Source organism: Arsenophonus sp. ENCA (genome assembly GCF_002287155.1).
Classification (GTDB): Bacteria; Pseudomonadota; Gammaproteobacteria; order Enterobacterales; family Enterobacteriaceae; genus Arsenophonus; species Arsenophonus nilaparvatae.
The window spans coordinates 1-4,021 of record NZ_NHNG01000676.1; the positions used below are offsets into that span (position 1 = coordinate 1).

At 41.9% G+C, this 4,021-nt stretch carries 5 protein-coding genes; 3 read left to right on the plus strand and 2 right to left on the minus strand.

The window, feature by feature from the left end; genetic code table 11:
• A partial coding sequence (locus CBG25_RS17795) for a transposase zinc-binding domain-containing protein (RefSeq protein ID WP_290608326.1) occupies window positions 1-284 on the minus strand: 284 nt, incomplete at its 3' end.
• A gap of 252 nt (window positions 285-536) precedes the next feature.
• Between CBG25_RS17795 and CBG25_RS17800 the strand changes: the two genes are divergently transcribed.
• The 3 genes from CBG25_RS17800 to CBG25_RS17810 all read left to right on the plus strand — a co-directional run bounded on the left by CBG25_RS17800 (window position 537) and on the right by CBG25_RS17810 (window position 3,735).
• The gene (locus tag CBG25_RS17800; RefSeq protein ID WP_290608328.1) at window positions 537-1,985 is read left to right on the plus strand and encodes a UvrD-helicase domain-containing protein; all 1,449 of its coding nucleotides are present in this window, start codon (window positions 537-539) and stop codon (window positions 1,983-1,985) included.
• 226 nt (window positions 1,986-2,211) lie between these two features.
• On the plus strand, window positions 2,212-3,141 hold the full coding sequence (locus CBG25_RS17805) for an Rpn family recombination-promoting nuclease/putative transposase (protein WP_290608330.1): 930 nt from the start codon (window positions 2,212-2,214) through the stop codon (window positions 3,139-3,141).
• A gap of 3 nt (window positions 3,142-3,144) precedes the next feature.
• Complete coding sequence (locus tag CBG25_RS17810; RefSeq protein WP_290608332.1) at window positions 3,145-3,735, plus strand: ProQ/FINO family protein; 591 nt, start codon at window positions 3,145-3,147, stop codon at window positions 3,733-3,735.
• Here the strand turns inward: CBG25_RS17810 and CBG25_RS17815 are convergent.
• On the minus strand, window positions 3,708-4,021 hold a 314-nt coding region (locus tag CBG25_RS17815; protein WP_290608334.1), incomplete at its 5' end, for a transposase. The genes CBG25_RS17810 and CBG25_RS17815 overlap by 28 nt on opposite strands.

Below are 4,021 nucleotides of genomic sequence, written 5' to 3' on the forward strand. Positions count from 1 at the left end.
TCGGTGGCCTTTTTGCCGCAGCTCGGGCATCCCCGACCTTTACAGCTTTGGTAAATAAGGCGCCGATGTGGACAATGGGTATTCTCACAGCATAATTCGCGGCTTCCCATAAGTGGTGTGCCACAAGCTAGCATTTTGGTGACAACTTCTACTTCAACAGGCCTCAGTGGGTAAGTGTTTAGCAGTTCGGCCCAAGCACCGTTTCGCTGAAACAACGTTTTTAGAGGGCGAGGAGTGAATTCAGAAAGCACGGGGTGAATTTTATATGATTTCCAGAAGTTCAAGGTACCACCATTCTACCCGATATCGATTTGCAGCCGCTAGGCTGCTTCCTTGCTAATAATCAAATATCGACTCATGGCAGCTCAATCATAAATTTTCAACTCCATATTCCACAAGCAAACCTATCCAAATGGTTATATTTTGCCAATTAACTTTACAGGCTATGAGTTTCGGCCCGCCTGAAGTTTTATCTACAAAACTATTTATTTGATTCTCTGGTAAACTTATAGAATTGAGTTGTGCAGGAGAATATTTTGATAAATCCAACGCCAGAACAACAAGCTGTCATTGACTGGCAGGGCGAGAAGCTTGTGGTTAATGCTTTTGCCGGAACAGGAAAAACTTCAACGTTAGTGAAATATGCCGAAAAGCATCCCGAACTCCGGATGCTCTACATTGCGTTTAATCGCTCAGTGAGAGAAGAAGCGGACGAAAAATTTCCCGCAAACGTGCTTTGTAAAACCTCCCATCAACTGGCATGGCCTAGCTTTGGCAGAAATTACGCTAATCGATTAACTAATTCTCTGCGTCTTTTTGATATTGCCAATGCTACTCAGAGTGATGACTGGTTATACGTAAAAGCGATTCAGGACACCTTAAAGAACTTTATGTGCAGTGTGGATAGTCAGATTATGTTACGTCACTGTCCTTCAATATTGATGGGGGAAGTTAAAAAATCATTTACCGCTAATGATGTCGTTAGCCAGAGCGAACGGCTCTGGCATCGAATGATTGACCTTGCTGATAATTTTCCCGTTATTCATGATATGTACTTAAAACTGTACCAACTCTCCCAACCTAACCTTTCTCATCGTTTTGACGTTATTTTGTTTGATGAAGCGCAGGACGCTAATCCGGTTACCCATGATATTGTTTTTCGTCAAACCACGAAGTTAGTTATGGTGGGTGATGCCCATCAACAGATTTATCGTTTTCGAGGCGCGGTAGATGCGTTGAATGCGCCTTCGCTTAGTGATGCTGACCGTCTCTGGTTAACCCATAGCTTTCGCTTTGGTGCCTGTATTGCGGATATGGCTAATGCATTACTAGCGATGAATGGTGAAACTCATCAGGTCGTTGGCAGAGGTGAAAAAGATGACATCCTCATTGATATACCTAAGCAAGGCTTTCCTCACCGCGCCATACTCAGTCGAACGGTTGCCGGTGTGATTAGAGTCGCATTGGAAGCGAGTAGCAAAAAAGCGACTATCTACTGGATTAATGGGATAGAGGCTTATCGTATCGATGAATTAATTAACCTGCACTGGTTTTCACTCAATAAGCGAAAAAAAATGAGTAATCAACAGCTTTACACCGAATATCGAAATTATTCAAACTATAAACGCATAGCGAATGCCAGTGGTGACCAGGAAATGTTGCAATCTATCAAAATCATTGAAAAATTTACGCCATTACCAAAGAAAGTGGATGTTTTACGCAAACGAACCGTAGATACTGAAGATGAAGCCAGTATTACCGTTACCACTGCCCACCGTGCAAAGGGACTTGAATGGGATATTGTCGAAATCAACAATGATTTTCCTAATATTATTGACCCAGATATGGACGAAGCTACTTTTAAAGATGAAGTGAATTTGCTGTATGTTTCCGCGACCCGTGCTAAGAAGACACTTATCATCAATAAATTGTTGGTAAATATCCTGACCAAAGTTGCTGAAAATGAAAAGTCGGCACAGGATTGATCCAGATATGCCACTAAAAGCTCCTGTAAGCGATTTTGAGCGGTTTTCTTGTGATTAGTCATGAAAAGATACTAATAGCAAAAAATAAACGCACCTGAGAAGATAGGGTGCGTTTTTGTATGACTGGATTATAATGCCGGACACGTAATGAATAAATAGCGTATTTAATATAGCGGGTTTGTTTGCCATAATTCAATCTGACGCGAGCAATTATTGAAGATATCGGATGAGTAAAAAATTCACCCCAACCCCACACGATAGTGTATTCAAGCAGTTTTTAAGTGAAAAAGAGACCGCCCAAGATTTTTTTGACATATGGCTACCCGATGAGATTAAAGCCCTGTGTGACTTAGATAGTCTTAAACTGGAGTCTGGTTCATTCATCGATAGTGAGATGAAAAATTACCAGAGTGATATTCTCTATTCGGTGAATACTCAACAGGGGAAAGGTTATGTCTACCTATTGATTGAGCATCAATCGACACCGGATAAACTGATGGCATGGCGACTCATGCGTTATAGCATGGCAGCGATGCAGAAGCATTTAGAGGCTGGTCACAAGGAGTTGCCGCTGGTTTTTCCTATTTTGTTTTACTGTGGAGAGGAAAGCCCGCATCCGTACAGCACTGATTGGCTCGATTGTTTTAGTGGGCGAGATATTGCCGAAAAGATTTATACCAAACCGTTTAAGCTCGTTGATGTGACAACGCTTGATGACGGTGAGATTATGAAGCATAAGCGAATGGCTTTGTTGACCCTCATCCAAAAACACATTCGCCGACGGGATATGACGGAGCTTATGAATGAAATTGTCACGCTGTTGTCGTATAATTATTATACTGATAATCAAGTCATTACCCTGTTTAATTATCTCATCCAGGAGGGGAATGCACAAAAGCCAATGGAATTTATCACCGAGATTGCCAAACAATCAGAGAAACACGAAGGAGCACTTATGACTATTGCTCAAGCATTAAGACAAGAAGGCAAACTTGAAGGCTATCAGTTAGGCAAAAATGATGGGATTCAAGAAGGCGAAAAACAAGCTTCGATGAAGATAGCGCGCCAACTTATTGAGAAAGGCGTAGAAAGAGATATCGTGAAACTATCAACAGGTCTCACTGATACTGAAATGAGCAGCCTGTTTAAAGATTAAACCATGACAGAACGGCAGAAATTAACCCTCAATCGTCCAAGAAAGGCTTCACAAGAAGAGCAGCCCCAAAGTAACTCAGTTTACCGTAAAAAGGTCTGGGTGAATGCTGCGCCCAAAAAACAGGCAAAAAAACCGAAACCCCAAAAGGTAGTAAAACAGCAGCCCAAGAAGCTGGTTGAAAAACCTAAACAGGCAGTGAAGGTTAAAATTCCAAAACCACCCATACCGCCTAAAAAGCGATTGCCGTTAGAAGCAGCAATCTTACAAATAACCACTTTTTGGCCTAATCTTTTCCCTAATGGCAAGTTGTGCCCCATGAAAGTGGGTATACAACAAGATATGTGGCAAGAAGTGAAGGAAAAGGAGTTACCGATAGCCAGAAGGCGTTTAAGAGCCTGTTTGGGGAGTATTGGTTATCATGCTGATTATCGTGCACTTATCCAGTTAGGTGCGTTTCGTTATGACAAAGACGGTCAGATAGTCGGTGAAGTTACCCAAGCCGATGTTGAGGATAATCTGCAACGTTTGGCTCGGCGAAATAAATTAAACCATCAATCTCCTGTTGCTCATGCTGATTTGGTGTTGGGAAAATGACGCTCGCTGGTATGGAGGCTGTCGCAAAAGGGGTGGAATTTTTTTTTCAACAATATCCCACCGTGCAGATTTTCTCTTTTTCTGATTTTAGTTTGTACAAATAATAGACTGAAAATCATCCATAATATCAGAGCAACCGCTCTTGATAAGTTATAGGCCATTGCATGCAGGGTAAATTCGAGCTTTACCGCTAATAATCCCTTACGCCGGAAACGTTCCAAACCCTGAATTCCCCGCAATGCTGAAAACACAGGTTCAACCATGCTCTTTCGCTGATTCAAGATTT

What these genes read in the sequence shown, in the direction of transcription:
- CBG25_RS17810 (WP_290608332.1), top strand. Translation starts at nt 3,145, where the DNA reads ATGACAGAACGGCAGAAATTAACCCTCAATCGTCCAAGAAAGGCTTCA.
- CBG25_RS17805 (WP_290608330.1), top strand. Translation starts at nt 2,212, where the DNA reads ATGAGTAAAAAATTCACCCCAACCCCACACGATAGTGTATTCAAGCAG.